This is a genomic window from Undibacter mobilis (assembly GCF_003367195.1).
GTDB lineage: Bacteria > Pseudomonadota > Alphaproteobacteria > Rhizobiales > Xanthobacteraceae > Pseudolabrys > Pseudolabrys mobilis.
Genome location: NZ_QRGO01000001.1, coordinates 1,372,346 through 1,399,236, shown reverse-complemented (window position 1 = coordinate 1,399,236; position 26,891 = coordinate 1,372,346). Strand labels below are relative to the sequence as shown.

Annotated in this window: 29 protein-coding genes and 1 tRNA gene; 20 read left to right on the top strand and 10 right to left on the bottom strand. The window is 63.2% G+C overall.

Annotated elements, in window-relative coordinates; translation table 11 throughout:
* Positions 1 to 15: 15 nt before the first annotated feature.
* From DXH78_RS06630 to DXH78_RS06620, 3 genes are read right to left on the bottom strand one after another with little or no spacing between them, the layout of a single operon-like run.
* Positions 16 to 732, bottom strand: a complete 717-nt coding sequence (locus DXH78_RS06630; protein ID WP_115516309.1) for an ABC transporter ATP-binding protein — start codon at positions 730 to 732, stop codon at positions 16 to 18.
* Positions 729 to 2,492, bottom strand: coding sequence for a branched-chain amino acid ABC transporter ATP-binding protein/permease (locus DXH78_RS06625; protein WP_115516308.1), 1,764 nt, complete (start codon positions 2,490 to 2,492; stop codon positions 729 to 731). Before DXH78_RS06625 ends, DXH78_RS06630 begins: the two co-directional genes overlap by 4 nt.
* Complete coding sequence (locus DXH78_RS06620) at positions 2,492 to 3,538, bottom strand: branched-chain amino acid ABC transporter permease (RefSeq protein ID WP_115516307.1); 1,047 nt, start codon at positions 3,536 to 3,538, stop codon at positions 2,492 to 2,494. The genes DXH78_RS06625 and DXH78_RS06620 overlap by 1 nt, the downstream gene beginning before the upstream one ends.
* A 591-nt stretch (positions 3,539 to 4,129) precedes the next feature.
* Here DXH78_RS06620 and DXH78_RS06615 point away from each other — a divergent pair.
* On the top strand, positions 4,130 to 4,621 hold the full coding sequence (locus DXH78_RS06615; RefSeq protein WP_147292581.1) for a hypothetical protein: 492 nt from the start codon (positions 4,130 to 4,132) through the stop codon (positions 4,619 to 4,621).
* On the opposite strand, the gene DXH78_RS20350 is transcribed toward DXH78_RS06615, so the two are convergent.
* Both DXH78_RS20350 and DXH78_RS06610 read right to left on the bottom strand, forming a co-directional pair.
* On the bottom strand, positions 4,550 to 4,726 hold the full coding sequence (locus tag DXH78_RS20350; RefSeq protein WP_430727491.1) for a DUF6538 domain-containing protein: 177 nt from the start codon (positions 4,724 to 4,726) through the stop codon (positions 4,550 to 4,552). The genes DXH78_RS06615 and DXH78_RS20350 overlap by 72 nt on opposite strands.
* Before the next feature lie 96 nt (positions 4,727 to 4,822).
* Positions 4,823 to 4,912: transfer RNA gene (locus DXH78_RS06610), tRNA-Ser, on the bottom strand.
* A 139-nt stretch (positions 4,913 to 5,051) separates the two neighbouring features.
* On the opposite strand from DXH78_RS06610, the gene DXH78_RS06605 reads away from it, so the two are divergent.
* The 7 genes from DXH78_RS06605 to DXH78_RS06575 all read left to right on the top strand — a co-directional run bounded on the left by DXH78_RS06605 (position 5,052) and on the right by DXH78_RS06575 (position 10,307).
* Positions 5,052 to 6,614 (top strand): DUF4118 domain-containing protein, encoded by a 1,563-nt coding sequence (locus DXH78_RS06605; protein ID WP_168192722.1) that lies wholly within the window; start codon positions 5,052 to 5,054, stop codon positions 6,612 to 6,614.
* Entirely contained in the window at positions 6,607 to 7,341 is a 735-nt protein-coding gene (locus DXH78_RS06600; RefSeq protein WP_115516304.1) for a response regulator, read from the top strand. The genes DXH78_RS06605 and DXH78_RS06600 overlap by 8 nt, the downstream gene beginning before the upstream one ends.
* A gap of 248 nt (positions 7,342 to 7,589) precedes the next feature.
* Positions 7,590 to 8,042, top strand: a complete 453-nt coding sequence (rplU, locus tag DXH78_RS06595; RefSeq protein WP_115516303.1) for a 50S ribosomal protein L21 — start codon at positions 7,590 to 7,592, stop codon at positions 8,040 to 8,042.
* A 90-nt stretch (positions 8,043 to 8,132) separates the two neighbouring features.
* Positions 8,133 to 8,405: a 50S ribosomal protein L27 gene (rpmA, locus tag DXH78_RS06590; protein ID WP_115516302.1), complete on the top strand. Its 273-nt coding sequence runs from the start codon at positions 8,133 to 8,135 to the stop codon at positions 8,403 to 8,405.
* A gap of 149 nt (positions 8,406 to 8,554) precedes the next feature.
* Positions 8,555 to 9,151, top strand: a complete 597-nt coding sequence (locus DXH78_RS06585) for a GNAT family N-acetyltransferase (protein ID WP_115516301.1) — start codon at positions 8,555 to 8,557, stop codon at positions 9,149 to 9,151.
* 19 nt (positions 9,152 to 9,170) lie between these two features.
* Positions 9,171 to 9,809 carry an FMN-binding negative transcriptional regulator gene (locus tag DXH78_RS06580; RefSeq protein ID WP_115516300.1) on the top strand — a complete coding sequence of 213 codons (639 nt, stop codon included), beginning with the start codon at positions 9,171 to 9,173 and terminating at the stop codon, positions 9,807 to 9,809.
* Between the two features lie 111 nt (positions 9,810 to 9,920).
* Complete coding sequence (locus tag DXH78_RS06575; protein WP_115516299.1) at positions 9,921 to 10,307, top strand: RidA family protein; 387 nt, start codon at positions 9,921 to 9,923, stop codon at positions 10,305 to 10,307.
* Between the two features lie 6 nt (positions 10,308 to 10,313).
* Here DXH78_RS06575 and DXH78_RS06570 read toward each other — a convergent pair whose 3' ends face one another.
* Complete coding sequence (locus tag DXH78_RS06570) at positions 10,314 to 11,246, bottom strand: DMT family transporter (RefSeq protein ID WP_245416753.1); 933 nt, start codon at positions 11,244 to 11,246, stop codon at positions 10,314 to 10,316.
* 126 nt (positions 11,247 to 11,372) lie between these two features.
* Here DXH78_RS06570 and obgE point away from each other — a divergent pair, with 126 nt between their 5' ends.
* Positions 11,373 to 12,410, top strand: coding sequence for a GTPase ObgE (obgE, locus tag DXH78_RS06565; protein WP_115517759.1), 1,038 nt, complete (start codon positions 11,373 to 11,375; stop codon positions 12,408 to 12,410).
* A 104-nt stretch (positions 12,411 to 12,514) separates the two neighbouring features.
* On the opposite strand, the gene DXH78_RS06560 is transcribed toward obgE, so the two are convergent.
* Positions 12,515 to 13,252 carry an SDR family oxidoreductase gene (locus DXH78_RS06560; RefSeq protein ID WP_115516298.1) on the bottom strand — a complete coding sequence of 246 codons (738 nt, stop codon included), beginning with the start codon at positions 13,250 to 13,252 and terminating at the stop codon, positions 12,515 to 12,517.
* A 111-nt stretch (positions 13,253 to 13,363) separates the two neighbouring features.
* Between DXH78_RS06560 and DXH78_RS06555 the strand changes: the two genes are divergently transcribed.
* The 3 genes from DXH78_RS06555 (at position 13,364) to DXH78_RS06545 (ending at position 16,778) form a co-directional block, all read left to right on the top strand.
* Positions 13,364 to 14,275: a LysR family transcriptional regulator gene (locus DXH78_RS06555; RefSeq protein WP_115516297.1), complete on the top strand. Its 912-nt coding sequence runs from the start codon at positions 13,364 to 13,366 to the stop codon at positions 14,273 to 14,275.
* 81 nt (positions 14,276 to 14,356) lie between these two features.
* Positions 14,357 to 15,469 carry an S-(hydroxymethyl)glutathione dehydrogenase/class III alcohol dehydrogenase gene (locus DXH78_RS06550; RefSeq protein ID WP_115516296.1) on the top strand — a complete coding sequence of 371 codons (1,113 nt, stop codon included), beginning with the start codon at positions 14,357 to 14,359 and terminating at the stop codon, positions 15,467 to 15,469.
* Between the two features lie 253 nt (positions 15,470 to 15,722).
* Positions 15,723 to 16,778: a lytic transglycosylase domain-containing protein gene (locus DXH78_RS06545; RefSeq protein WP_115516295.1), complete on the top strand. Its 1,056-nt coding sequence runs from the start codon at positions 15,723 to 15,725 to the stop codon at positions 16,776 to 16,778.
* A gap of 18 nt (positions 16,779 to 16,796) precedes the next feature.
* Here the strand turns inward: DXH78_RS06545 and DXH78_RS20345 are convergent, their stop codons facing one another.
* Entirely contained in the window at positions 16,797 to 17,375 is a 579-nt protein-coding gene (locus DXH78_RS20345; RefSeq protein WP_430727470.1) for a BA14K family protein, read from the bottom strand.
* Between the two features lie 182 nt (positions 17,376 to 17,557).
* Positions 17,558 to 17,704, bottom strand: coding sequence for a hypothetical protein (locus DXH78_RS19775; RefSeq protein ID WP_168192721.1), 147 nt, complete (start codon positions 17,702 to 17,704; stop codon positions 17,558 to 17,560).
* Positions 17,705 to 17,860: 156 nt separating this feature from the next.
* Here DXH78_RS19775 and DXH78_RS06535 point away from each other — a divergent pair, with 156 nt between their 5' ends.
* The 4 genes from DXH78_RS06535 to proB all read left to right on the top strand — a co-directional run bounded on the left by DXH78_RS06535 (position 17,861) and on the right by proB (position 22,863).
* Complete coding sequence (locus DXH78_RS06535; protein ID WP_347337761.1) at positions 17,861 to 18,616, top strand: gluconate 2-dehydrogenase subunit 3 family protein; 756 nt, start codon at positions 17,861 to 17,863, stop codon at positions 18,614 to 18,616.
* A gap of 18 nt (positions 18,617 to 18,634) precedes the next feature.
* Positions 18,635 to 20,398, top strand: a complete 1,764-nt coding sequence (locus DXH78_RS06530; RefSeq protein WP_115516293.1) for a GMC family oxidoreductase — start codon at positions 18,635 to 18,637, stop codon at positions 20,396 to 20,398.
* A gap of 8 nt (positions 20,399 to 20,406) precedes the next feature.
* Positions 20,407 to 21,627, top strand: a complete 1,221-nt coding sequence (locus DXH78_RS06525) for a cytochrome c (protein WP_115517757.1) — start codon at positions 20,407 to 20,409, stop codon at positions 21,625 to 21,627.
* A 105-nt stretch (positions 21,628 to 21,732) separates the two neighbouring features.
* Positions 21,733 to 22,863 (top strand): glutamate 5-kinase, encoded by a 1,131-nt coding sequence (proB, locus tag DXH78_RS06520; protein ID WP_115516292.1) that lies wholly within the window; start codon positions 21,733 to 21,735, stop codon positions 22,861 to 22,863.
* Positions 22,864 to 22,892: 29 nt separating this feature from the next.
* Here proB and DXH78_RS06515 read toward each other — a convergent pair whose 3' ends face one another.
* Entirely contained in the window at positions 22,893 to 23,093 is a 201-nt protein-coding gene (locus tag DXH78_RS06515; RefSeq protein ID WP_147292580.1) for a hypothetical protein, read from the bottom strand.
* Positions 23,094 to 23,349: 256 nt separating this feature from the next.
* Between DXH78_RS06515 and DXH78_RS06510 the strand changes: the two genes are divergently transcribed.
* The 4 genes from DXH78_RS06510 (at position 23,350) to rlmH (ending at position 26,739) form a co-directional block, all read left to right on the top strand.
* Positions 23,350 to 24,669: a glutamate-5-semialdehyde dehydrogenase gene (locus tag DXH78_RS06510; RefSeq protein WP_115517756.1), complete on the top strand. Its 1,320-nt coding sequence runs from the start codon at positions 23,350 to 23,352 to the stop codon at positions 24,667 to 24,669.
* Between the two features lie 4 nt (positions 24,670 to 24,673).
* A complete protein-coding gene (locus DXH78_RS20215; protein WP_347337760.1) occupies positions 24,674 to 25,618 on the top strand; it encodes a nicotinate-nucleotide adenylyltransferase in 945 nt (314 codons plus the stop codon).
* Positions 25,619 to 25,684: 66 nt separating this feature from the next.
* Complete coding sequence (gene rsfS / locus DXH78_RS20315) at positions 25,685 to 26,233, top strand: ribosome silencing factor (protein ID WP_347337771.1); 549 nt, start codon at positions 25,685 to 25,687, stop codon at positions 26,231 to 26,233.
* A 26-nt stretch (positions 26,234 to 26,259) separates the two neighbouring features.
* On the top strand, positions 26,260 to 26,739 hold the full coding sequence (gene rlmH, locus DXH78_RS06495; RefSeq protein ID WP_115516288.1) for a 23S rRNA (pseudouridine(1915)-N(3))-methyltransferase RlmH: 480 nt from the start codon (positions 26,260 to 26,262) through the stop codon (positions 26,737 to 26,739).
* Positions 26,740 to 26,891 lie beyond the last annotated feature (152 nt).

Genomic DNA, 26,891 nt, shown 5'->3' with positions numbered 1-26,891 from the left:
GAAAGTGCGGTCGGCCTAGGCCCCGCCCAGATAAGCCTGCGTCACGCGGGGATCATTCAGGAGGTCGGCAGCCGCGCTGTGAAGCGTGATCTCGCCGGTCTCCATGAGATACCCATAGTCGGCGCATTCCAGCGCCGCGCGCGCATTCTGTTCGACAAGCAAGATCGACACGCCCGCGGCTTTCAAATTCTGGATAATTCGGAATATCTCCTGAACGATCAGAGGAGCGAGGCCGAGGCTGGGTTCGTCAAGCAACAGCAGCTTGGGTCGTCCCATTAGCGCCCGTCCGAGCGCGAGCATCTGACGCTCGCCGCCCGAGAGAGTCACCGCCTGCTGATGCCGTCGCTCTGCCAGCTTCGGAAAATAATCGAAGACGTCGGCCAGGCGGCCGCGCAATCCACTGCGTTCGCGACGATGGACATAATATCCAAGCAGCAGATTGTCTTCGACCGACATGGAGCCGAAAAGCTCGCGCCGCTCCGGCACGATGCAAAGGCCGAGTTCTGCACGATCCTCAACGTCAAGAACATCGAGCGGATATCCGTCGAACTCGAAATATCCAAGCGCGGGAATGAGGCCGACCGTCGCATTAAGTAATGTGGTCTTGCCCGCACCATTCGCACCAATGATGGTCGCCATAGTGCCGGGCCAGACATCCAGATTGGCGCTTTGGACCGCGGCGATCCGGCCGTAACTCACCTGGGCGTCGCGGACCTTGAGGATCGGGTTCACTGGGCCGCTCCCAGATAAGCTTCCCGCACGACGGGATTGGATCGAATTTCGGCCGGCGTACCCATGGCGCGCTGGCGCCCGAAATCGAGCATGATAATGCGGTCGACGAGCCCCATGACGAACTCCATGTCATGCTCGACAAGAAGCAGGGTCACGCCCGCGGCCGAGACGTCCTTGAGGAGCTGGCTCAGTTGATCCTTTTCCAAACGCCGCAAGCCTGCGGCGGGTTCGTCCAGCAACAGAATGATCGGATCGGATGCAAGCGCTCTCGCAATCTCCACCGCGCGCTGCTGACCGAGCGGCAAGCTGCTAACGAGATCTTCCGCCCGCCCGCTGAGCCCGATCCGTTGAAGCTGACGGAACGCCTCCGCCCGAACTTTGCTTTCGTCCGCCTGATCGTAGCGAAAAGCGCCAGCGAGGAAGCCTGTGTTGGTTCGCGCATAAGCGCCGAGCATTACATTCTCAAGCAGCGACATGTTCGGACGTAACTTGACGTGTTGAAATGTCCGCGCAACCCCAAGATTGACGAGGTTGACGGACCGCTCCTTCGTGAGATTGTGCCCTGCAAAGGTAACGGCTCCCTGCGAGGGATGCAGCGCGCCTGAAATCAGATTGAACGTCGTGCTCTTTCCTGCGCCGTTCGGGCCAATCATGCCCACGATCTCTCCGGCTCGGACATCGAAGCTGACCTTATCGACGGCCGTCAGACCGCCAAATCGTTTGGTCAGGTCCGTCACCTGAAGTAGCGGCTCGCCGCGCGCCGGAAGAACGCGCCGTGGCAGCGTATCGGTGGCCGACCTAGCGGGTTGGGTTTTGTGCAGCTTGATGCGCGGGAACATGCCGACAATTCCGGAGCGTGCATACTGCAACACCAGAATGAACAAGCAGCCGTAAACAATTTTTTCAATGTTCCCGGCGCGTGAGGTGAAGAGGGGCAGGATATCCTGCAGCACGGCATGAAGCGACGTGAACAACGTGGCCCCGATAAGCGCACCGGCGATATGGCCGGCGCCTCCGATGGCCGCCATGAGCAGGAATTCAATGCTGGTTTGAATACTGAAGGGATCGGGCCCCACATATCGCTGTGAGTGAGCATAAAGCCAGCCGGAAAGCCCGGCCAGCAGCGCCGCTACGATGAAGATTCCGAGGCGAATCCGGAACTCATTGATGCCAAGGCTGGTGACAAGCGTCTTGCCGCCCCGCAGCGCGCGAATCGCACGCCCCTGTCTCGATCGCAGTAGGAATGTCATCGTCACGACGACGAAGGCCAAGCAGATGGCAACGAGATAGAAGAACCGTTCTTGGGGAGCGAGCGAGATCCCCGCAAAGAACAATGGCGGGATGTCATTGATACCGGTGTGAGCGCCTAGCGCTTCGATGTTGCCGAACAGAAGGGTAATCACCATCCCCCAAGCGAGCGTAACGAGCGCCAGATAGTGTCCCGACAGATGTAACGTCACCAGGCCCAAAATCAGGGCAACGAGCGCGGAAAGCAAAAGTGCAACCGGCAAACCAATCCAAGGCGAGAAGCCCATTTTCGCGCTCAGCACGGCGGTCGCATAGGCTCCAAGGCCAACAAAGGCCGATTGTCCGAAAGACGTCAGCCCGCCTGAGCCAGTCAAAATGACAAGTCCGATGGCGACGATGGCGTAGATTCCGATGAAATTCAGCAGTGCAATGTAGAAGCTGCCCAGAACAAATGGCGCGCCGCCGACGGCGATCACAAGCGCCATGACCAAAAACACCGTTCGGTTCGGCATCAAAGGTCCTCCTCTTCCTCAACCTCGGACCGTATCCAAAATCCGCGGAACAGAACAATCGGGATGAGCAGCGCAAAAACGGCGATGTCCTTCAACGCGCTGGAGTAGAAAGAGGCAAAGGAATCCATAATGCCAACCAGAAGCGCGCCGAAAAGTGCGAGCGGATAGCTGGCAATGCCTCCGATCGCGGCGCCAACGAAGCCTTTCAGACCGATCAAAAAACCCGTATCGGAATAGACGGTGAGGCTCGGCCCAATCAGAACTCCGGTCACCGCCGCCAGTCCAGCAGCGATCAAGAAGGCCGTCGTACCTGCCGAAGCAACGCGAATGCCGACAATCCGCGCGCCGATGGCATTGACGGCAGTTGCCCGGAGCGCCTTGCCCCAGAGGGTTCTCTCGAAGAAGCCGTATAGGGCAACGCTAATGAATACGAGCGCCGTCACGACCACGATGCTCTCGGCGGAAATATCTATGACGCCGAGATTGATGTTGCCTGAGATATATTCCTTCGTCTTGTATCCCTCGGCACCAAAGAACAAGAGTGCAAGACCGGCCATCGGGAAATGAACGACAGCCGCCGCCATCAGCAAGGTCAGCACCGAAGCGTTGCGCATTGGCTGGAACACCACGCGATACAGGAGCGGACCGAGCGGCAGGATCAAAGCGATCGTAAGAACGATCTGAAACGCCATCGGCACATCATAGCTTGGCAGCAGAAGGGCAACGACAACAGGCGCCGATGGAAGCACGCCATACCTAAAGAGGGATCTCCACGACGCCCTCAATCGCTTGCGACGATAAAGATCGATGCCTTCCAGCAGCAACGCGAGCCCCGCCAGGATCAGGACTAGCCAGACCGTCCCGGGGAGTTTGTTCGACTGGATCGACGCCAGGGTGAGCGCCGAGTATGCGATGAGATCGCCATAAGAGACGAGCGCAATTCGAGTGATATTGAAGACCAACACCGTCCCCAGCGCCAGCAGCGCATAAATCGCGCCCCCTGCGATTCCCTCGCGCACGAGGAGCAGGGCAATATCGAGGTTCATATCTGAGATCCGCTCCTAGGTGCCGGCCCACTAGGATCGCAACAATGAAAGCCGAGTGTGCGATTTGGCGGCCGCAGATTCCAAAGCAACGACTTCAACATCACCGGATAGATCCATAAAGTGGGAGCGCGCCGGTTCTTCCACGGGACCGCAACCGGCCCGCCGCGAGAGAGCCATTCCATCCCGCTGAAGAGCCCCGCGCTGTAGTTACTACGGCAACTCGATAATCATCCTCAGATACTTGCGGCCGGTTCACTCCACCTTATATTCTAGACTACTAGATAAACTGCTGCGCTAAGTCAATCCGGGAGTACGGCGCGCGAAATTCCGTACGGTTCAAAGCAATGACCCACTGGACTTCAAAAACGCTTACAGGCCGTTAGCCGAGCCTTCAATTTCATCCTACTGAGTGAGGATGACGCGAGAGGCATCGTCATGCTTTAGGTATGCTGTCAGTCGGTCAACGTCGCGCTTCCAGGAATATTTGGTCCTCGTGGCCGATGCTTTTTCAGCAGCCCAGCCATCATAGAGGGCCTGGAATTTGACAGGCTTGGCGCCAGCGCTCTTCATACCCTGATTGCCTGAGCGGCCGTGGTCGTGCAGGGAGACGCCGGTAAAAGACAAATTTCCGGCAGCGAGATTTGCAAGCTCAATACTGGCCTACTGAAGAGCATGCGCCACAGCTCTCGCCAGCTTATCGCGGTTGTCATCCACGCTAAGGCCGCGATTGAGAAGAGCTTGTTCGGCAAGATTGAAGCAGAAGTTCTGCATCTCGCGCTTTTTGTGGATTGTGTCGCGCTGCAGGAGGAGCCCAAGCACCCTCGCGTCGCGATCAGTTGGAAGATCCGGCTCAGGATCGACCTCCCGGAGCTTTGCACCAATCTGGACGTCCCAGAACTTTTGATCAGACGGGTTATCGCGAAATTGAGCCACAGCCTGATCGGACATCGGCGCAGCAATTTCATGCGCCACCATCTCGGTCAGCTTTTTTGGGCCAGCTCGGAGATTGCGCTACCTAGCATCGACTTCCGTCATGGCTTGCGCGAGACGGACTTTGGCCTCGGCAAAATCGCGCGTGCCTAGACTGCGCTTTTCCTCGCGCTTGCCTATCAGGAGACGCAGATCGTCCGGCACGCGCTTGCGTAGCCAGCACATTCCGGTCTTGGGATGCTTCCAGGGACGCGTCATCGGCAAAGCCATGTATACCACCCGTGTGTACCACTAGGCGGCCGGAAAACATTTGATAACAAAGGCTTATACAGGAACAATGACTTAGCGAGTAGTTGGCGGAGAGGGAGGGATTCGAACCCCCGATACGGTTGCCCGTATGCCGCATTTCGAGTGCGGTGCTTTCAACCGCTCAGCCACCTCTCCGGAACCCTGACCCTCGGTCATGAATCGTCTGAACCGGCGCCCGGGACGGGGGCTATCTACCCAACATGGCCGGGACAAACAAGGGTCAGGGGCGTATATAGGCGGCGGGGGCCCAAAAGCCGTCCGTACCCTGACCGCCATGCCGTTCACCATATCGCTGCACCGTCTACGCCAGGAAATGCGCGGCCTGCTGCTGACGCTGTGCCTGGTCGGCATTGTGACGGCCGGGATTTTCACCTTCGTCTGGTCTGTCGGCCTGACCCGCGGAACCGTGGTCTACCTGGTCCCGGTCCTGATCGCGGCGATGCGCTGGGGCCTCATCGCCGCGCTGTTTGCATCGGCCTGCGGCGTTCTGGCCTCCGCGTTCTTCTTCTTCCCGCCACTCTATTCGCTCGAAATCCGCGACCCGCAGGAAGTCATCAATCTCCTGCTCTATATCGTTGTGGCGGTCGTCGTCAGCCAACTGGCGAGCCGGCTCAAGAACGAGCTTGAGAAGTCGCACAAACGGGAAATCGACCTGCGCGATCTCTACGCCTTCTCGCGGCGTATCGCCGTCGCCTTCGACGTATCCGATATTCAGTCCGCGATCGAAGACCATCTCACCGCGGTCATCCAGCGCAAGGTCGTGCTGTTCGCGACCGCGCGCGATGCCGCCGGCAATGCGCGCCGGCGCGCCGACGCCGCGGTGCCGCCGCAGGTGCTGGCCGAGATCGAGAAGCTCGAAAAAGCCGATGACCGACGGCCCTCGACCGGCGATCCTGTTGTCGCCGATGATGGCGAAGCCTGGCTGGTGCGCGCCGTCTCGCCGAAAAACCCCGAATTCGGCTTCGTCGCCGTCAATCTGGGCCGGCCGTCGCACGGCCACTCCGACGCCGACGATCTGCGCGTCCGCGTTGATGCCGTATTGGCCGACGCAACCGCCACCCTCGACCGGCTGGGAATCGCCCAGGCGATCAACGAAGCCCGCATGCGCGCCGAAACCGATCAGTTGCGCGAAGCGCTGATCGGCTCGGTCAGCCACGAATTGCGCACCCCGCTCGCCTCGATCATGGGCGCCGCCACGGTGCTCAGCACCGCGCCGGCGCTGGCGGGCGAGCCCAAGTTGCAGGCGCTGGTGCAGGACGTTCGCTCCGAGGCCGAGCGCCTGAACAACGACATTGAGAACCTCATCGATGCCACGCGCATTTCCAGCGACGGCGTGAAGCCGCGCATGGAATGGGCCGATCCCAGCGACATTCTCGATTCGGCGCTGGACCGTTGCCGCAAGAAGCTGTCGCGGCACACCTTGAGCCTCAACCTGCCCAAGGACCTGCCGCTGGTCCATGTCGATCCGGTCCTGGTCAAGCAGGCGCTGGTCCAGGTCTTCGACAATGCCGCCAAATATTCGCCACCGGGTTCTACGATCATGGTGGCGGCGCGCGCCCGTGACGGCCGCATCGTGCTGAATGTCAGCGACCAGGGGGCCGGACTGAGCGAATCCGAGCTGCCGCACATCTGGGACCGCTTCGCGCGCGGCGAACGCACGGCCTCGCTCACCAGCGGTTCGGGCCTCGGCCTTTGGATCGCGAATGCTTTTATCGCCGCCAATGGCGGCAAAATGGACGCCATCAGCGACGGTCCCGGCCGGGGCACGACGATCGCCATCGAATTGCCCGTGGCACAAGCAACTGTTCACCCCATGGAAAGCGACCAAGATGAGTGAGCCCTCTCCCATCGTGCTGATCGTCGACGACGAGATTCAGATCCGCCGCTTCCTGCGGACCGGCTTCGAGCTCAACGGCTTTGTTGTGCATGAAGCCGGCACCGGCACCGAAGGAATCCGCGCCGCAACCTTGCGGCCCATCGACATCGTCATTGTCGATCTCGGATTGCCGGACATGGATGGCTCCGATGTGGTCGAACGCATCCGGTCGTGGTCTACCGTGCCGATCATCGTGCTGTCGGTCCGCTCGGCGGAAGCGCAGAAGGTGCGGCTGCTCGAAATGGGGGCCGACGATTATGTCGTGAAGCCGTTCGGCATCGCCGAACTGCTCGCCCGCGTGCGCGTGGCGTTGCGCCGACAGTCGCGCGCTGCCTCGGGCGAGCCGTCGGTGACGGTCGGCCCGCTGACCATCGACCTGGCCTCGCGCACCGTGACGCTCAATGGCCAGCGCCTGACGCTGACGCCGAAGGAATATCGCCTGTTGCAGGTGCTGGCGCAGCACGCCGGCAATGTCGTCACGCATCAGCACCTCCTGAAGGAGGTGTGGGGCTCGATCCACATGCAGGACACCCACTACCTGCGTATCTTCGTGCGCAAGCTGCGGCAGAAGATCGAGCCGGCGCCGGATTCGCCGAAAATCCTGGTGACCGAACTGGGCGTCGGCTACCGGCTGGCCCATACCGCCGACGCGGAGAACGGCGCCGCGGTGACGGCGACGGTGGGGTGACGACGCCATCCGCCTACGCCCGGCATTTTACCGTGCCGGCAGCAAGCCGACCGGGCCCCCAAACCCGCTTGTTTCCTTGACATTTGCCGGTTTTCCCCGGCATAAAGCCGCCGGAATGCGGGCCTTTGGGCTCGCATCTTTGTTCGAGGGCACAAGCCCTTGATTACAAACAACAAACCGACTGACAAGAAGCCGGTCCAGGGCCTCCGGGCGCTGAGACGCGGATTTGAACACGAAGGAAAAAAACGATGTTCGCAGTCATCAAAGCCGGCGGTAAGCAGTACCGCGTTGTGGCTGAAGATGTGATCCGGATCGACCGCCAGGCGGGCGAACCGGGCGATGTGATTGAATTTGGTGAAGTTTTGCTGGTCGGCGGTGATAATCCGCAGGTCGGCGCGCCGACCGTGTCGGGCGCCACCGTGGCCGGCGTGGTGCTGAACCACGAGCGCGGCGACAAGGTCATCGCGTTCAAGAAGCGCCGCCGCAAGAATTCGCGCCGCAAGCGCGGCTTCCGTCACGAATTCTCGGTGATCCGCATCACCGAAATCCTGACCGACGGCAAGAAGCCGTCGAAGACGCCGCCGGAAAAGCCGAAGCGCGTCGCCAAGCCGAAGCCCGCAGCGGCCGAAGGCGCTGAAGGCGAAAAGAAAGCGGCCAAAAAGCCGGCCGCTCGCAAGAAGGCCGCCAAATCCGCCGCGTAAGCGGCGGACTGACGCCTTAGGTAAGAAATAGTGACGTGATTCCGACAAGGAATCGGTGTAGCAAGTAACGGAATTCGAGAGAGCCCAGCTATGGCGCACAAAAAAGCAGGCGGTTCATCCCGCAACGGCCGCGACTCTGATGGTCGCCGCCTTGGTCTGAAGAAGTCCGGTGGTCAGCTCGCGATCGCCGGCAACATCATTGCACGTCAGCGCGGTACCGTGTGGCATGCCGGCCGTAATGTAGGCATGGGCAAGGATCATACGTTGTTCGCACTCGTCGATGGAAAAGTTCAGTTCGCTACCAAAGCCAAAGGCCGCACGTACATCTCCGTCGTCCCGACGATGGCAGCTGCGGCCGAATAAACGGTAGACCAAATATCGAGGTCTGCCGGTCATCAAGTCGAACCGGCAGGGCTCATCAAGGCTCTGAGAGGGGGAGACGGGTGACCGGCTCCCCCTCATCGCATTTCAGAGCCCGGGGCTGGCCTGGGTTCGAAACTGGAGCCTGAGCCATGACCCTGCTGGAAGAAATACCAAGCGACAGCTTTCGCGAAGCGAGTATCCCCGTCCTCGAGACCGAGCGGCTTGTTATGCGCGCGCCGCGTCTCGCGGACGCTAAAGCAGTATCGATGCTCGCAGCCGACCGTCGTATTGCCGAAAATACAGCGCGTATTCCCCATCCGTACCGTTTGACGGATGCAGAGAATTTCATTGCCACCGCCAACAAGCCGGGCGGCGAATGTGTCTATCTCATCACGCGCGACAAGTCGGTGGTCGGCGCCTGCAGCATTGCGCAGCAGGATGGCGCCGCGGAGATCGGCTATTGGCTCGGCATCGAGCACTGGGGCAAGGGCTACGCCACCGAGGCGGTGCATGCGCTGGTCGATTACGCCTTCACCGATCTTGGCTATGACGCGCTGCATGCCGGCGCGCGCGTGACCAACCCGGCGTCGCGGCGGGTGCTGGAGAAGTGCGGCTTTCAGTGGACCGGCGTCGGCCTGTACCGCATCCACTCGATCAAGTCGTCGGCGCCGATCGACCGCTTCCGGCTCGATCACGGCATCTGGTCCGCGCTCAAGGGCTGGGCGCCGATCAAGCGCGTCTCGTGAGGGTGGGACAGGTGATGCCATGTATCAACCTCCCCACTTTCGTGAAGACCGGATCGACGTTCAGCATGCGCTGATCGCGGCGCATCCGCTCGGCCTCCTGATCACATCGGGACCGGGCGGATTGCAGGCGAATCCGGCGCCGTTCCTGATCGACGCCGGCGCGTCGGAGCGCGGCACGTTGCGCGCGCATCTGGCGCGCGCCAATCCGCAGCTCGCCGAACTGGCCGCGGTTTCCGAATGTCTGGTCGTGTTTCAGGGGCCGCAGCATTACATCAGCCCGTCGCTCTATCCGACCAAACAGGAGACGGGCAAAGTCGTGCCGACATGGAATTACATCACAGTCCACGCGTGGGGCACGCCGCGCGTCATGGACAATGCGGCTTGGCTGCGGCAACAAATCGACGACCTGACGCGGCATAACGAGCGCGGCCAGCGTGCGCCGTGGAATGTGTCGGATGCGCCGGACACTTTCATTGCCGCGCAGATCAAGGGCATTGTCGGCGTCGAAATTCCGATCGCGCGCATCGAAGGCAAATGGAAGGTCAGCCAGAACCGCACGGCCGCCGATCAGCAAGGAGTCGCGGCGGGGCTGCGCGGCCTCGGTAGTGAGGCGGACATGCTGGCCAACGAAGTGGCCGCGCGCGGGAAGGCGCACTAATTTCCGTCGTCATTCCGGGGCGCGGCCTTTAGGCCGCGAGCCCGGAATCCATAATCCCGCTGCGGCGTATGGATTCGAGTTCGTTGGACAGAAATTAAGCAGGAGTCTTCCATGCAACGCACACTCGTTTCATCCGGCGCCATTTTCGAGGAGAAGATCGGCTTCTCCCGCGCCGTGCGCGTCGGCCCGCATATCGCGGTGTCCGGCACGGCGCCGATTGCGCCGGGCGGCGGTGTCGCCTGCCCCGGCGATCTCTACGGCCAGACCTTGCGCTGTCTCGCGATCATCGAGAAAGCCATCAATGACGCCGGCGGCAAGCGCGAGCACGTCATCCGCACCCGCATCTTTCTCAAGGAGATGTCGAACTGGGAAGACGCCGGCCGCGCCCATGGCGAGTTCTTCCGCGGCATCCGCCCGGCTTCGACCATGATCCAGATCGTGCAGGCGATCGATCCCGGCTGGCTGGTCGAGATCGAGGCCGACGCGATTGTTACCTGACGGGCGTTACGCCGGCGGCGGTTCGGTGAAGGCAGCCGGCTTGGCCAGCCGCTGCTCGCGGATGAAGATGTAAATGCCGGCGGCGATGATGATGCCGGCGCCGATCAGCATCTGCGTCGAGGGAATGTCGCCGAAGAAGATGAAGCCGAGGATCACGGCCCAGACGATGGTGGTGTACTGATAAGGCACCACCACCGAGGCCGGCGCGATGCTGATCGAGCGGTTGATGCAGAGAAACGCGATCATCGCCACGACGCCGAGCAGCGCCAGCATCGCGCCGTCGAACAACGTGACCGCGACCCAGGTGAACGGCGCCGTCACCGCGCCGAACACCAGCGCGGCCACCACCTGCGTCGTCACCAGCACCACGTCGGAGGTGCCGCGCACCAAACGGGTGCAGACCATGAAGATCGAGAACATCAGGCTGCCGGCGATCGCCACCAGAGCATGCGGCGAGAACGCGCCGCCGCTGGGGCCGAGCGCGACCATGACGCCGACGAAGCCGGCCAGCACCGCCAGCCAGCGCCGCCAGCCGACATGCTCACCGAGCAGGAAGGGCGACATCGCCGTCACGTAGATGGGGCCGGCGAGATAGAAGGTCATGGTGTCGGCCAGCGACATGCCGGTCAGCGCCCAGTAGAAGCAGCCGACCTCGAACGTGGCGAACACGGCGCGCAAGACCTGCAGCCACGGCCGCGGCGCATTCGTGAAAGCGGAGAGGCCCTCGCGGCGGATGAACGGCGTCAGGAACACCAGCGCGGCGGCGCTGCGCATCAGCAGGATCTGGCCGACCGCATACGTGCCGACCAGATATTTGCCCATGGTGTCGTTGACGGCGAAGAAGAAGATGCCGACCAGCATCAGGGCGATGCCGGCGAGGGTGTGGTCTTTGGCGAGCTGGGTTGGACGCGCGGGCGCGTCCGAGGTCGGGGCGGTCATTTCACAAGGTCTCCGGCCCGCCCGGTATATACGGGAGCGGCCGGTTTTGCGAAGCCCTCGGCGGAATTCCTCGATTTCACTACCGTAACAGGTGCTTTCGCGCCCGCCATGACCTATATCGGGGGCATGAAATTCCTCGACGAAGCCAAGGTCTATGTCGCGTCCGGCGCCGGCGGCAACGGCTGCATCTCGTTCCGGCGCGAGAAGTTCATCGAATTCGGCGGCCCCAATGGCGGCGACGGCGGCAAGGGCGGCGACGTGATCGTCGAAGCCGTTGACGGCCTCAACACGCTGATCGACTACCGCTTCCAGCAGCACTTCAAGGCCGAGCGCGGCGTCAACGGCATGGGCAAGGATCGCCACGGCGCCAACGGCAATGATATCGTGCTCAAGGTGCCGGCTGGTACGCAGATCTATGAGGAGGATGGCGAGACGCTGATCGCCGACCTGCTCGCGGTCGGCGACCGCATCACCTTGGCCAAAGGCGGCAATGGCGGCTTCGGCAACGCCTATTTCAAATCCTCGACGAACCAGGCGCCGCGCCATGCCAACCCCGGCCAGCCCGGCATCGAACTCACCATCCGCCTGCGTCTCAAACTCATCGCCGATGCCGGCCTCGTCGGCCTGCCGAATGCCGGCAAGTCCACCTTCCTCGCCCGCGTCACCGCGGCCAAGCCGAAGATCGCCGATTATCCGTTCACCACGCTGCACCCGCAGCTCGGCGTCGTGCGCGTCGACGACCGCGAATTCGTGCTCGCCGACCTGCCCGGCTTGATCGAAGGCGCGCATGAGGGTGTCGGCTTGGGCGATCGCTTCCTCGGCCACACCGAGCGCTGCCGCGTGCTGCTGCATCTCGTCGATGGCACGCAGGACGACGCCGCCGCCGCCTACAAGACCGTGCGCGGCGAACTGGAAGCTTATGGCAACGGCCTTGAAGACAAACCCGAGATCGTCGCGTTGTCGAAAACCGATTCCATGACGCCGGAGCAGATCAAGAAACAGCTCGCCAAGCTGAAGAAGGCCTGCGGCAAGACACCATTCACGTTGTCATCCGCGACCGGCGCCGGCGTCACCGACGTGTTGCGAGAGCTGTTCAAGATCGTCGGCAAGGCCACCAAGACGGAAACGGCGAAGACCAAGCAGCCGGCGACCTGGCAGCCGTGATCGTCATTCCGCGGCGCGGCTGAAAGCCGCGAACGCGAAATCCATAACAACAAGCCGGGATTCCGGGTGCGGCCTTGCGGGCCGCCCCGGAATGGCACCCACTTTTACACCAGCCCGCCATTGGCCCGGATCACCTGCGCGTTCACCCAGCCGCCTTCCGGCCCGGCGAGGAACGAGACGAGGCCCGCGATATCGTCCGGCTGCCCCAGCCGCTCCAGCGGCGCAGCCTTGGCAAACAAAGCGAGCGTTTCCGGAGTCAGACCCGCCAGCAATTCGGTGGCCACCGGCCCCGGCGCGACGGCATTCACCGTGATGTTTCGGCCGCGCAGTTCCTTGGCGAGAATACCGGTGAGCGCTTCCACCGCCGCCTTGGTCGCGGTGTAGAGGCCATAGGTCTCCAGCTTGGTGCCGACCACGCTGGTCGAGAAGTTGATGATGCGGCCGCCGCTGCGCAGGCGCTTTGCCGCTTCGCGCAGGCCGTTGAACGTGCCTTTCAGATTGACCGCCATAATACGGTCGAAGGCCTCATCGGTGGCCTCGCCCAGCGGCGCCTTCGTCATGATGCCGGCATTATTGACCAGCACGTCGACACCGCCGAAGGCTTTCTCCGCCGCGTCGAACAGCGCGCGTATCGCCGCCGGTTCGCTGACGTCGCCCTGCACCGCAATGGCGCGGCCGCCGGCTTTTTCGATCGTGCGGACGGCCTCGTCGGCCGCTTTGACATTGCCGGCATAGTTGATCGTGACCGCGAAGCCATCGGCCGCAAGCCGATGCGCTATCGCCGCACCGATGCCGCGCGAACCGCCGGTGACGATGGCGGATTGGATGTTGTTTTCACTCATGGCTGTCTCCTGTGAAAGGCGCCTCGCGCCGATGCCGCTGGAGATAGCTCTTCCGATTATCCGGATAATCCGTCTTGTACCGGCATGACTATCCGGAATATACGGATAATCATGGACCGACTGGATGCCATGCGGCTTTACACGCGCATCGTCGAACGGCGCAGTTTCACGCGCGCCGCGCAGGACACCGGCCTACCGCGCTCCACCGTCACCGACGCGATCAAGGAGATCGAGGCCCGGCTCGGCGTCCGCCTGCTCGCCCGTACCACGCGCCATGTGAGCCCAACGCCCGAAGGCGAAGCCTATTACCGGCGCTGCCTGTCGATCATCGCCGAGGTCGAGGATGCCGAAAGCGCCTTTGGCGGGATCACGCCGCGTGGCGAACTGCGCATCGACGTTCACGGCTCCATGCTGCGCCGGGTCGTGGTGCCGGAGCTGCCGCACTTCCTCAAGGCCTATCCAGACCTGCGCCTGCACATCGGCGAAGGCGACCGCCTGGTGGATCTTGTCCGCGAAGGCGTCGACTGCGTGATCCGCGCCGGCACCTTGCGCGATTCGACCATGGTGGCGCGGCAGATCGCGATGATGGAAGAAGTCACGATCGCCAGCCCGGCCTATCTGCGCCAATACGGCACGCCGCGTAATCTGGCCGAGCTTGAGGGCCACCGCATGATCGGCTTTGCCTCTTCGGCCACGGGCAATATTCTGCCGCTCGAATTCATGGTCAAGGGACAGCGTGAACTGATCAACCTGCCATCGACGATCGACGTCACCGGCGGCGAAACGAGCATCGCACTCTGCCGGCTCGGCCTCGGCCTCATCCAGACGCCGCGCTATCACGTCACCCACGATCTGAAAGCCGGCCGCCTGGTCGAAGTGCTGCCGAAATATCCACCGTCACCAACGCCGCTGTCTGTGCTCTATCCGCAATCGCGCGGCCTGTCGCCGCGCGTGCGCGTCTTCATCGACTGGGTTGCCGGGCTGTTTCCCCGTGGCAAGGTGCACTCCCGCATCGACCACTGACAATGCGGACGCGAGTTGCGTATGCCAACCACGTCCTTATAGATGGCACATCAAATTGTGGACGAAGCCGGAGAACACCCCATGAAAACCCGCGCCGCAGTTGCCTGGAAAGCAGGTGCGCCTCTCACCATCGAGACCATCGACATCGAAGGCCCGAAGGCCGGCGAAGTGTTGGTCGAAGTGAAGGCAACCGGTGTTTGCCACACCGATTATTACACGCTGTCGGGTGCGGACCCGGAAGGCATTTTCCCCGCCATTCTCGGCCATGAAGGCGCGGGCATCGTGCGCGAGGTCGGCGCCGGCGTGACCTCGCTGAAGCCGGGCGATCACGTCATCCCGCTTTACACGCCGGAATGCCGGCAGTGCAAAACCTGCCTGTCGCAGCGCTCGAATCTGTGCACCGCGATCCGCGCCACGCAGGGCAAGGGCCTGATGCCGGACGGCACCTCGCGCTTCCACTGCGACGCCGATCCGGTGTTTCACTATATGGGCTGCTCGACCTTCGCCAACTTCACCGTGCTGCCGGAAATCGCGCTCGCGAAAGTCCGTGAGGACGCGCCCTTCGACAAGATCTGCTACATCGGCTGCGGCGTCACCACCGGTATTGGCGCCGTCATCAACACCGCGAAAGTCTGGCCCGGCGCCAATGTCGCGGTGTTCGGCCTCGGCGGTATCGGCCTGAATGTCTTGCAGGGCGCGCGCATGGTCGGCGCCGACAAGATCATCGGCATCGACCTCAACCCCGAGCGCGTCGCCATGGCGAAGAAATTCGGCATGACGCATTTCATCAATCCCGATGAGGTCGGCCGCGACAAGGTGGTGCAGGCCATCGTCGATCTGACCGGCGGCGGCGCCGACTTCTCCTTCGAATGCATCGGCAATACGCAGGTGATGCGGCAGGCTCTCGAGTGCTGCCATCGCGGCTGGGGCGAGTCGATCATCATCGGCGTCGCCGGCGCCGGCCAGGAAATTTCGACGCGGCCATTCCAGCTCGTCACCGGCCGCGTCTGGAAAGGCACGGCCTTCGGCGGCGCCCGCGGCCGCACCGATGTCCCCAAAATCGTCGACTGGTACATGGAAGGTAAAATCAATATCGACGATTTGATCACCCACACCATGCCGCTCGACAAGATCAACGACGCCTTCGACCTGATGCACGAAGGCAAGTCGATCAGAAGCGTCGTTGTTTATTGACGTTTTGAGACCTGACGACACGCGCGGCCCTGGTGTGGCCGCGCGTTAACGTCCAAACCTTTACAGCGCTAAACCCTTTCGATGGAACTGCGGCAAAGCCGCGGCAGCCGTCGCCATATTTCAAACTTGCGCGCATCCAACTATCGTCGCGATCGCCACGCATGAACGACGTGAAGAGGGGCAAACCCGTTCCTTCACTTCGACAGCTGGCGTCGCGCAAGCCGCGCGTCATGAAGTCTGGAGACGTGCCGACATGCGGCAGCTGTTCCTGCCCGTCTGCCTTTGCCTGGTGACCTGGTCGAGCGCGACCGGTTCCAATCCGGGCCTGACACTGGACGAATATTCGCGCGCTTCGCGCGCGTCATCGGCTGGCGAAGCCATCCGACACCATGAAACAGCCAGCGCCGTCATCGCCATTCCGACAGATGCCGTCGCCGCCGAGAGCGAAACGCATATACCTGGCGTCGCTGAAGTTGCCACGCTGGTTCCCGATCTCGCCGCCGAGTATCCGGTGCCGTCCGGCGTCGTCATCAACAACGGCGAACCGGCCGGCATTCCGCTGCCGCCGCGCCCGAAGCCGGTTGTCGAGCGCAGTGAAGATGAAATCTGCCATGCGTTGACCGCGGCCGCGCAGCAGAACGACGTGCCGGCGCCGTTCTTCATCCGGCTGCTGTTTCAGGAAAGCCGCTTCAGGCCCGAGGTCGTCAGTTCCGCCGGCGCGCAAGGCATTGCGCAGTTCATGCCGGATACCGCGAGCCTGATGGGTCTCGATAATCCCTACGATCCGGTGCAGGCGATTCCGGCGTCGGCGCGTCTGCTTGGCAAGCTGGTGCGGCAGTTCGGCAATCTCGGCCTCGCCGCCGCGGCCTACAATGCGGGACCGAAGCGAGTCGCCGACTGGCTGGCCGCCAAAGGCAAATCGAAGCTGCCGGACGAGACGCAAGGCTACGTCAAGACCATCACCGGCAAACCGGTCGAGCACTGGAGCACGGCCAGCGTGCGTCATCCCGGGCAGAAACTGCAGGAAGACGCACCCTGCCAGCAAGCCGCCGGCCTTCTGGCATGGAATGGACCTGACGAATTGCCATTGCCTGTCGCCTCGCCGCTGCGTGCGAACGCACAAGTTGCCGAGAAGAAGGCCGCCGACAAGAGAGCCGCCGATAAAGACAGCGGCGAGATGAAGTCTGTGGAGAAGAAGGCTGCGGACAAGAAGGCAACCGAGAAAACGGCCGCTGACAAAGCGGAAGCGGAGGCCAAGCCCGCCGTGAAGAAAGAGCCGGTCAAACGCGAGCGCGTCGCGCAGCGTTAGAATCTTTCCGTCTGGCGATCACTTCTCGCAGTAACGCCGCGGACCGTCGCTCGGCTGATAGGTGCAATCGGCGGCGTTGAAGGAAATATAGGCCGCCGTACACGCCGCAATGTTGCAGGTCGCCTGGGCGCGGATGTCCGGCTTCGGCGTACTGAGCGCCGCGGGCGGCGTACCCCTGGTACAGAGCCGCCGCGGGCCATCGCTCGGCTGATAGGTACAATCGGACGCAGTGAACGAACGATAGGCGCGCTCGCAGGCTTGCACATCGCAGACCGGCGGCGGCGCAGCGGCAACAATGGCAGGCGGCGGCTCGGGCACCACCAGCGGCGCAGGCTCAGCCAGAGGCGCGGCGGCAACAGGCGCAACTTGCGCCGTCGCGGCTGCGACTGGCGGAACCGCATCGGCCTTGCCGGCTGTTTCGGCCGGCGCGGACTTCGTTGCGGCCTGCTGCACAGCCGGCGGCGCCGGCAGTTTGGCGGCGCGCAGCTCATAGGGCGAGGCCGGCATTGGCGACATGGGCGCCTGCATCCACTCGACGCCGAACAGCACGCTGCCCGCCGAGATCACCAGGACAATCAAGTAGACCAGATACGGCATTACGCGGTCCGGATGGATGCTTGTTGGCGAAATATAGGCGCGGCTCCGACCCGGCGAAAGGCCGGATTTCATAGAAAACAAGATGACTTAAGGGTGTTTCCCGCCCGAAATGGCCGCTCGATACCATCCCAGGCCGCTGCGCGACACGGGCTCGGCGTGACAACCGCATCACACGAGCCCGCTCAGATGAACGCGGCCACGTCGCGCGCCAAGCCATAACCTAAGGTGATGCATGTGACGAACCGGACATCAGCGATGAGGGTTCGGTAGAAACATACGACCAAGGTCGATGACTGAAGTGTCATGTCGGCATCGTCGATAACGATCATGCAACGCATTCTGTCGTCGCGCGTTCGCTCATGCAGATATGAACAAAACTATTCAATTCGGTGAAGAAGGCGAGATGGCAGCCATGCATCATCGCGAATTGACGCGTTGCAGTTGGCGCTCCTATCAACGGCGCATCCTTCATTTGAATGTGTGTAATGAAAATGTCGCATGACAAGGTCTTCAAAGCGACTCGCCGTTACTTCCTCTCCTCCGTCGCCGCCTTGTCCTTCACGACATATGCCTCGCACGTTTACGCGCAATCGATATCCGGCAAATTGCCCTGGCATCCCTTCGCCGGCGAGCCGCCGCAGCCATCGATTTCGGGCTGGTACTTCTTCAAGCCCGAAGAAGCGCGCGCCATTGAAGCCATCGTCGATCGATTGATTCCGGCCGACGATCTCAGCATGGGCGGCAAGGATGCCGGCTGCGCCGCCTTCATCGATCGTCAACTCGCCGGCTCATATGGCGATTCGAGTCGCCTCTATACGCAAGGCCCGTTCCTACCGGGCCTGCCGACACAGGGCTATCAGGGCGAAGCCACACCGGCGATGCGCTATCGCACGGGCCTTGCGGCGATCGACGCTTTCCTGCGCAAGACTCAAAACAACCGCGGCTTTGCCGAACTCTCCGCGCAGGAGCAGGACGAGTTTCTCAAGAACCTCGAAGGCGGCAAGGTCGATCTCGGCAAGATCAATGGCGCCGGCCTGTTCAATCTGCTCCTGCAGAACACCATGGAAGGCTTCTTCGCCGATCCTATCTATGGCGGCAATCGCGACATGGTGTCGTGGAAGATGATCGGCTTCCCGGGCGCGCGGTACGATTATCGCGACCATGTCAGCAAGCACAACCTGCCCTATCCGCACGGCCCGGTGTCGATCACCGGCGCGCCGACGTGGTCGCGCAAGAGTTAAGGCCCAAAGGTATCGACAATGGCACGCAAACTCCCCGCCAAGGATGTGGTGATCGTCGGCCTCGGATGGACCGGCGCCATCCTCGCCCATGAACTGACCGAGCAAGGTCTCGACGTCGTCGCCATCGAGCGCGGCCCGTGGCGCGACACCGCCACCGACTTCAACATCGGCTATACGCCGGACGAACTGCGCTATGCCGTGCGCCGCGATCTGTTCCTGCAGCCGGCGCAGGAAACCATGACCATGCGCAACACCACAGCGCAGACGGCACTGCCGATGCGCGATTATGGCTCGTTCCTGCCGGGCACCGGCGTCGGCGGCGCCGGCGTGCACTGGAACGGTCACACCTGGCGCTTTCATCCGAGCGACTTCACGCTCAAGAGCCACCTGACCGAACGCTACGGCGCCGCCCGCATCGCCGATCTCCAGATCGAAGACTGGGGCGTCACCTATGACGAGCTGGAAAGCGCCTACGACCGCTTCGAATATCTCTGCGGCATTTCCGGCAAGGCCGGCAATATCAACGGCAGCATCCAGGCCGGCGGCAATCCGTTCGAAGGCCCGCGCAAGCGCGACTATCCGCTGCCGCCGATGCAGATGACCTATGCGCCGACCTTGTTTGCTGAAGGCGCGAAGTCGCTCGGCTATCATCCATTCCCGACGCCATCGGCCAACCTGTCACAGGGTTATGTCAACCCGCTCGGCATCGCCATGGGTCAGTGCACCATGTGCGGCTTCTGCGAACGTTTCGGCTGCGCCAACTATTCGAAATCGAGCGCGCAGACCACGGTGCTGCCGGTCCTGATGCGCAAGCCGAATTTCGAGGCGCGCTGCAACAGCGAAGTGCTGCACGTCAATCTCGATGCTTCCGGCACGATGGCCAAGGGCGTCACCTATGTCGATTCATCCGGCGTCGAGTGGGAACAGCCCGCCGATCTCGTGCTGCTGTGCGCCTATGGCCTGCACAATGCGCGACTGATGATGCTGTCGAAGATCGGCAAGATCTACGATCCGCAAACCGGCGAAGGCACGGTCGGCCGCAATTACTGCTACCAGACCAATGCCGGCGTACAAATGTTCTTCGAAGACAAGACCTTCAATCCGTTCATCGCCGCCGGCGCGCTCGGCCAGACCATGGACGATTTCAATGGCGATGTCTTCGATCATGGGGCGCTCAATTTCGTCGGCGGCGCCGGCATCAACTGCATCCCCACCAACGGCCGCCCGATCGGCTTCCGCCCGACGCCGCCCGGCACCCCGCGCTGGGGCAGCGCCTGGAAGAAAGCAACCAAGGACAACTACCAGCGCGCCTTCGGCTTCTCCTCGCAAGGCTCGAGCTACGCCATGCGCGGCAACTACCTCGACCTCGACCCGACCTACAAGGATCGCTTCGGCCGTCCGCTGATGCGCATGACGTTCGATTTCCCCGACAACGACATCCGCATGTCGAACTGGGTTTCCGACCGCATGGAAGAAATCGCCAAGGCACTAAAGCCGAAGCAATACGTCCAGGCGCGGCGCACCAAGTCGTGGAATTCGGTACCCTATCAGAGCACGCACAACACCGGCGGCGCGACGATGGGCGCCAATCCGAAGACCAGCGCGGTCAATAAGTATCTGCAGAGCTGGGATGTGCCGAACGTCTTCGTCATCGGCGCCTCCGCCTTCCAGCAGAATGCCGGCAAGAACCCGACCGGCACCGTTGGCGCACTGGCCTATTGGGCCGCCGATGCCATCCGCGACAAATATCTGCGCAATCCCGGCGCGCTGGTGCAGGCATGAGCACGCACATGAAACGGTCACTGGTCGTTGCGCTCGCCGCGCTTGCCGTCGCCGCCGGCGCCGCACACGCCGTCGAACAACCTTACGATCAGATCGAAGCCGGCCGTTATCAGGCGGTGCTGGGCGATTGCACCGGCTGCCACACCGCGCCCGGTGGCAAGCCTTTCGCCGGCGGCGTCGCGCTCGATACGCCGTTCGGCCGGCTGGTGTCACCGAACATCACACCCGATCGCGCCACCGGGATCGGCACGTGGAACGAAGATGATTTCCGCAACGCCATGAAGCGCGGCATCGGCCATAACGGCAAGCGGCTTTATCCGGCGATGCCTTATCCCGCCTACGCCAAGATGAGCGATCGCGACATCGCCGATCTTTGGGCCTATTTGCGCACACTGCAGCCGGCGACGAACCTCGTTGAGTCGAACCAGCTGCCGTTTCCGTTCAACATCCGCCTGCTGCTCGCCGGCTGGAACTGGCTCAATTTCAAGCCGGGCGAATTCAAGCCCGATCCGACGAAATCCGCGGAGTGGAATCGCGGCGCCTATATCGTCGCAGGCGCAGGCCATTGCGGGGTCTGTCACGCGCCGAAGACGCTGCTCGGCGCCGACAAAGGCGGCATGAGCGGTACTGTCCTGCAGGGCTGGCTGGCGCCGAACATTACCGGCAACGCACATGAAGGCGTCGGCTCCTGGAGCGCCGCCGACATCGCGACCTACCTGAAGACAGGCGCGGGTCACGGCACCATCGCTTCGGGCCCGATGGCCGAAGTGATCGAGGCCTCCACCTCGAAGATGACCGACGCGGATCTGCGCGCCATTGCCACCTATCTCAAGGACCTGTCCTCCCCGGGCCAGGCACCGGCGCCGATTGCCGCCGATGCCCCCGGCATGCGGGCCGGCGCCACGATTTACGCCGACACCTGCTCGGCCTGCCACGGCGGCAACGGTGCAGGTCAGGCACAGCTCTTCCCTCGCCTCGCCGGAAACGCGGTGGTGCAGCAAGGCGATCCGACCTCGCTGATCCGTGTCGTGCTGGCCGGGAGCCAGGGCGCCTTTACGCACGCGGCGCCGACGACGCCGGCCATGCCGTCGCTCGGCTGGCGTCTTACCGACCAGCAGGTCGCCGACGTCCTGACCTATGTGCGCAATGTGTGGGGCAACGCCGCGCCGCCGGTGGCGGCCGGCACGGTCGGCACGCTGCGCAAGGCCCTGAAAGAAGGCGGTTCTTAGGGGTCGATCGGGCAATTGGGTCGTATGACGAAAGGCGGCGGGCCGTGCTAGACAGCCGGTCCAACCGGCGCTTGACGCTCCCCTTCCCCTTCGTCCTACAGACCCATGCCGAAAACGCCTTCACTTCATTCCTTCCGCCGCATCGTGATCAAGGTCGGCTCGTCGCTGCTGGTCGATTCCGCAGCCGGCGAGCTCAAGCGCGCATGGCTGGCATCGCTGGTCGACGACATCGCGAAACTGCACGGCGAGAAGCGTGACGTGCTGGTGGTGTCGTCCGGCGCCATTGCCTCGGCGCGCGCGACGCTGAAACTGCCGCGCGGCCCGCTGCGGCTTGAGGAGGCGCAGGCCGCCGCCGCGGTCGGCCAGATCGCGCTGGCGCGATCATGGTCGGAGACTCTCAGCGCCCATGGCATCACCGCGGGGCAAATCCTGCTGACGCTCACCGACACGGAAGAGCGCCGCCGCTATCTCAATGCCCGCGAGACCATCGACAAGCTGCTCGAATGGCGCGCGGTGCCGGTGATCAACGAGAACGACACCGTCGCCACCAGCGAAATCCGCTATGGCGACAACGATCGCCTTGCCGCACGCGTCGCCACCATGGTGAGCGCCGACTTGCTGGTGCTGCTGTCGGATATTGACGGCCTTTATGACAAGCCACCGCAGCCGGGCAACGACGCCAAACTCATCCCGGTGGTGCCGCGCATCACCGCCGAGATCGAAAACGTGGCCGGTGGATCGGGCTCCGAACTGTCGCGCGGCGGCATGGTGACCAAGATCGAGGCCGGCAAGATTGCCACGACCGCCGGCGTCCACATGGTCATCGCCTCGGGCCGCGTCATGAACCCGCTGAAAGCCATTGCCGAAGGCGGGCCGTGCACCTGGTTTCTGACGCCGGCCAATCCGGTGACGTCGCGCAAGAAATGGATCGCCGGCTCGCTGGAGCCGCGCGGCGCGCTGCATATCGACGATGGTGCGGTCAAAGCGCTGCGCAGCGGCAAGAGCCTGCTGCCGGCGGGCGTAAAGAGGATCGAAGGCGATTTCGGCCGCGGCGACGCCGTGGTGCTGCGCGGGCCCGATGGCGCCGAAGTCGGGCGCGGGCTGGTGGCCTACGACTTCACCGACGCCGACAAGATCATCGGCCGCTCATCGGCCGACGTGCAATCGATCCTCGGATTCACCGGCCGCACCGTGATGGTCCACCGCGACGACCTCGTCATGGGCGGCGGAATTTAGCGCAGCCCCTTCCCGCATATGGCACGCGCTCAGTGGCCGCGCTTGCCCTTGATGCGGGTGCGGCGGCCGGCCGGAGCCGACTTCTGCGGCGCCGGACGTTTCGGCAGCTTGAGCCTGGTGCCGTCCGGGAATTCGATGAAGCGCGTCGGCACCTGGCCGGGACGGCCCTCGATCACGTATTTGGTGCCGACCGGAAAGCGCTCCGGCAGGCGTTGGGATTGGGTCGGCATCGCATCCTCCATGCGGCGGGCCTGAGAAACGCAATGCAGGCCTGCGCTGTTGGTCAGGAACGTTGCCGGAACAATATGTAGGCCCCTTGATGGGTTTCCGCGGGCGGGCAGTTATCCTCGCTATCCCCGGCATCCCCAGGGCTAACCGCGATTCCAGGCCATCTCGCCGTATCGGACTTGACGTGGTAGGAATGCCTCCCGCGCCCGGCCCCCGGGTATCGAGATCGTTTTAGAATTTTGCCGGGTTTTGCTGCCGATGACCGCGCCTGCGAGAGCCTTTGAAGGCATGAAAGCCATTGACGGGACTGGCGATTCGGCCGTCCTGACGGAGCTGATGGCCGCTGTCGGCCGGAACGCCCGGGCGGCCGCCCGTGCGCTCGCGCGCGCCCCGGCCGAGCAGAAAAACCGCGCGCTTTCTGCCATGGCCAAAGCCATCCGCGCCTCGAAAGCCGCGATCCTGGCCGCCAATGCCGAGGATATCGCGCAGGCGCGTAACAGCGGCATGACGGGCGCGATGCTCGACCGCCTGGCCCTTACCGAGAAGAACATCGAGGGCATCGCCGCCGGCATCGAGGTGGTGCGCGATCTCACCGACCCGGTCGGCGCCGTGATGGATTCATGGACCCGGCCGAACGGCCTGACCATCGAGCGCGTGCGCGAGCCGCTCGGCGTCGTCGGCATCATTTACGAGAGCCGCCCCAACGTCACCGCGGATGCCGGCGCGCTGTGCCTCAAGGCCGGCAATGCCGCGATCCTGCGCGGCGGCTCCGACTCGACGCATTCCAGCCGCGCCATCCATGCCTGTCTGGTGCAGGGCCTGCGCGACGCCAATCTGCCCGAAGCCGCCATTCAACTCGTGCCGACGCGCGACCGCGACGCGGTCGGACTGATGCTCACCGGCCTTGACGGCAATATCGACGTGATCGTGCCGCGCGGCGGCAAAGGCCTCGTCGCCCGCGTGCAGCTTGAAGCGCGCGTGCCCGTGTTCGCACATCTGGAAGGCGTCAATCACGTCTATGTCGACAAGGCCGCCGATCTCGCGATGGCCAAGGCAATCGTGCTCAATGCCAAGATGCGGCGCACCGGCGTCTGCGGCGCAGCCGAAACGCTGCTCGTCGATCGCGCCGCGGCTTCGACGCATCTCAAGCCGCTCATCGACATGCTGATCGATGCCGGCTGCGAAATCCGCGGCGACGATGCCGTGCAGGCGGCGGACAAGCGCGTCAAGGCCGCGAGCGACGACGACTGGAAGACGGAATATCTCGACGCCATCATTACCGCAGGCGTGGTCAACGGCGTCGACGACGCCATCGATCACATCGAGCGTTACGGCTCGCATCACACCGACGCCATCGTCACCGCCGATCAGGCGGCGGCCGAGAAATTCCTGGCGCAGGTCGATTCCGCCATTGTGCTGCACAACGCTTCGACGCAATTCGCCGATGGCGGCGAATTCGGCTTCGGCGCCGAAATCGGCATCGCCACCGGACGCCTGCATGCGCGCGGGCCGGTCGGCGCCGAGCAGCTCACCACGTTCAAGTACCGCATCCGCGGCACCGGCCAGACGCGTCCGTGACATCGTGAATTTGCCGCCGCCCGCGTTGCAGCGCCTGCCCTCCATCGAGCGCATCATTCCGCCACATGCCCCCGGCATGCGCATCGGCCTGTTCGGCGGCACGTTCGATCCGCCGCACCGCGCCCATCTCGACGCCTGCCTGCTGGCGATGAAGCGGCTGCAGCTTGACCGCGTCTGGTGGCTGGTGACGCCCGGCAACCCGCTGAAAAACACGTCGGGGCTATCGCCGCTCGCCGACCGCATGAATGCCGCGCGCAAGCTGGCGAACCATCCGCGCATCGACGTCACCGGCATCGAAGCGGTGATCAATACGCGCTATACCTTCGACACCATCGGGTGGCTGATCGCGCGCTGCCCGCGCGTGCGCTTCGTCTGGATCATGGGCGCCGACAACCTGCGCCATTTTCACCGCTGGCAGAAATGGCGCGCCATCGCCCAGCTCATTCCCATCGTCGTGGTCGATCGTCCCGGGCCAAGTCTTTATGCCTCGAACAGCACCGCCGCTCAGGCGCTGTCGCGCTTCCGCATTCCCGAAGCCGCGGCAAATTCGCTGCCCGAGCGCATGCCGCCGGTCTGGACCTATCTGCACGGCCTGAAATCGACCTTGTCCTCGACCGCCTTGCGCGCAATCCGCGACAAGCCGGCTGCGGTGGAACCGGCCAAAAATGAACCGGCGGGCGATACCAAGGCAGCACCGAAAACCTCCACCCGGAAAGCCGCCGGCAAGAAGAAATCGCGTGCCCAGAGCACAACTGTCGCCGGCAAGAACAAGAAAAAAGCCGCAGCGAGCAAGAATACCGCCGCCAAGGCCGGCGCTCCCGCCCGTGCCAAGGCACGCAAGAGCACGCGCAAGGTGGCTCGCAAAGGAACACTCAAGACGGCCGCAGCGGCGAAGCGCGGCAAGCCGGCCGCTTCGCGCCGCAAGACCTCCCGCAACCGCGCCAGATAAGCTAATCTAGCGACACGCAAACCCCTCAACGCGCGCCTTTCAGCACGGCAAAAGGACCAATCTCCCCTGGCAAAGTCGAAGACCACCCGAACGTCATCGCGTTCATCCGCCGCCAAGCGCACAGGCGCCAAGGCCGGCGGGGCTAAGAAGAGCGCCGGCGCAAAGAGTTCGAAGTCGGCAAAAGCCGGCAACAAGCAAAGCCCGCGCGCGCTGGCCAAGGCGACCGTCAAAGCCAAGGCCCCGGCGAGCAAGGCGTCTGCCGCCAAGTCGAAGCCGACTGCAGCGAAGCCGAAAGCGGCCGAAAGCAAATGGCTCAAGACCATCCTTCACAGCCTCAATGAGATGAAGGCCGAGGACACGGTGGTGATCGACCTGTCCGACAAGTCCTCGATCGGCGAGACGATGGTGGTGACCACGGGTCGCTCCAACGTTCATCTCGCTTCGATCGCCGATCGCGTGGTGAAGGATCTCAAGGCTTCGGGCATGACCGGCATCGCCGTCGAAGGTCTGCGCCAGGGCGACTGGGTCGTTATCGACACCGGCAGCGTGCTGGTTCACGTCTTCCGGCCCGAGGTGCGCTCCTTCTACGGCATCGAGAGCATGTGGAGCGCGTAGAGGATCCGTCATCCTGAGGTCTGCTGATGCGCATCATCGTCGCCGCCATCGGTCGTCTTAAAGGCCCGGAATCCGAACTCGCCGAACGGTATGCCAAGCGCGCGACGCAAAGCGGCCGCTCGCTGGGCTGGAAGTCGGTCGAGGTCGTCGAAATTCGTGAGAGCCGCGCCGACGAAGCGATGAAGCGCATGATGGAAGAATCCATCGCGCTCGCCAATGTCATCCCCCAGGGCGCTGCCGTGGTGCTGCTCGACGAGAAAGGCGATGCGCTGGGCAGCCAGGCCTTTGCCACCGAGCTTGCGACCTGGCGCGAGAACAACAAGCCGGCCGTCGTGTTCATGATCGGCGGCGCCGATGGGCTGGCCGCCAGCCTGCGCGACAAGGCAGACCTGCGCCTGTCATTCGGCAAGGCGACCTGGCCGCATCAGCTTGTGCGGGCGATGGTGCTGGAACAGCTTTATCGCGCGACGACGATTCTCTCGGGGCATCCCTATCACCGGGTGTGATCGGCCTCATGGTGACGAGCTGCGCGTAGCGCAGCGTCTCGAACCATGTAGCCGCCCCATCCTTCGAGACGCGGCCTCCGGCCGCTCCTCAGGATGAGGCGGGTCGAGACAAAATGAACTTGCCGGTAAACCTTCGCGGCGTAACGTGGTTG